The organism is Mesorhizobium abyssinicae, from assembly GCF_049887195.1.
GTDB lineage: Bacteria > Pseudomonadota > Alphaproteobacteria > Rhizobiales > Rhizobiaceae > Mesorhizobium > Mesorhizobium abyssinicae.
Map to the genome: position 1 here is coordinate 1 of NZ_JARAKC010000078.1, position 1,886 is coordinate 1,886.

The window sequence follows — 1,886 nt, forward strand, 5'->3', positions numbered from 1 at the left end:
GCTGACACCGAACGGCAAGCTCGACCGCCAGGCGCTGCCCGCCCCCGACGACGAGGCCTATGCGCACGCCGCCTATGAAGCGCCGCAGGGCGCGGTCGAGACGGCGCTGGCGCAGATCTGGGCGGAGCTGCTCGGGGTCGAGCGGGTCGGACGCCACGACAACTTCTTCGAACTCGGCGGCCATTCGCTCCTGGCGGTGCAGCTCTTGAGCCGGCTGTCGCGGGCTGTTGGGGTCGAACTGCCGCTGACGAGGCTGTTCGCCAGGCCGGTTCTTTCCGATCTGGCCGAAAGCATCGTCGAGGTGTTGAGCCGCACCGGTCCGCAAGACCTGCCGGCGATTGCGACGGTGTCGCGCGACGAGCCGCTTGCGCTGTCGTTCGCGCAGCAGCGGCTATGGTTTTTGGCGCAGCTGGACGAGGGCAGTACCAACTATCACATTCCGCTGGCCTTGAGACTGCGTGGCGTGCTCGACCGCAGCGCCTGGCAGCGCAGCCTCGACCGTCTGTTTGCCCGCCATGAGGCGCTGCACAGTGTCTTTGTGGCGTCGGAGGGCAAGCCGCGGGTTGAGGTTCTGCCGCCGGAGGCAGGGCTGCCGGTGCTGGAGCACGATCTGCGGGACAGGCCGGATGCAGAGGCGGCGCTTTTGGATCTGTGCCATGAAGAGGCGCAGACGCCCTTCGATCTTGCGCGCGGGCCGCTGATCCGCGGGCGTCTGATCCGGATGTCGGATGAGGAACATGTTTTCCAGCTGACCCAGCATCACATCGTCTCCGACGGCTGGTCGATGGGCGTCTTGATGCGTGAACTGAACAGCCTTTACTGGGCGTTTGTGGCTGGACAGGACGATCCTTTGCCGCCGCTGGCGATCCAGTACCCGGATTATGCCGCCTGGCAACGGCAGTGGCTGTCGGGGGAACGGCTGCAAAGCCAGGCGCAGTATTGGCGCAACGCCCTGTCAGGCGCCCCGGCCCGGCTTGCACTGCCGACTGACCGCGTGCGGCCGGCCCAGCAGTCGTTTGCCGGGGCCAGTGTGCCGATCGTCATCGATGCGGATCTGACGCGGGATCTGAAGCGGCTGAGCCGGCAGCATGGCACGACGTTGTTCATGACGGTGCTGGCGGCCTGGGCGGCGGTGCTTTCGCGTCTGTCGGGGCAGGACGACCTTGTGATCGGCGTCCCGAGCGCCAATCGAGGCCGGCGCGAGATCGAAGAGTTGATCGGATTCTTCGTCAACACCCTGGCGCTTAGGCTCGACCTGTCGGGCGAGCCGAGCGTGTCGGAGCTTTTGGCGCGGACGCGGCGCACGGCGCTGGCCGCGCAGGAGCATCAGGACCTGCCGTTCGAGCAGGTCGTCGAGATCGCGCAGCCGCCCCGGCATCTTGATCACACGCCGTTGTTCCAGGTGATCTTGGCCTGGGAGAACAATGCGGTTGAGTCATTGGACCTGCCGGGGCTGAGTGTGGAGGCTGCCGGGGAGAGGTATGATCAGGTCAAGTTCGATCTGGAGCTCGACCTTGGCGAAGATGGTGATCAGATCGTCGGATCGCTGCACTATGCCACGGCGCTATTCGACGAAGCGACGATCGAGCGGCAGCGTGAATATCTGGTGGTGCTGCTGCGGGCGATGGTTGCCGATGCAGGCCAGCCGGTCGGCCGCATCGACATCCTGCCGGCCGCCGAACGCACCTATCTGCTGGAGGGTCTGAACCGGACGGACGCGGACTATCCGTCGGATCTTTGCATCCACGAACTGTTCGAGGCGCAGGTGCGCCAGGCGCCGGAGGCGGTGGCGGTGGTCCATGAGGACGAGCGCCTGAGCTATGGCGAGCTCAATGCGCGGGCCAACCGGCTGGCCCATCATCTGATCGCCCTGGGGGTCAAGCCGG

General features: G+C 66.1%; 1 protein-coding gene. It reads left to right on the forward strand.

What is annotated here, in order from left to right; all coding sequences use genetic code 11:
- Positions 1-1,886 (forward strand): condensation domain-containing protein (locus PU724_RS33650; protein WP_426213821.1); only part of this gene is annotated, 1,886 nt, incomplete at both ends.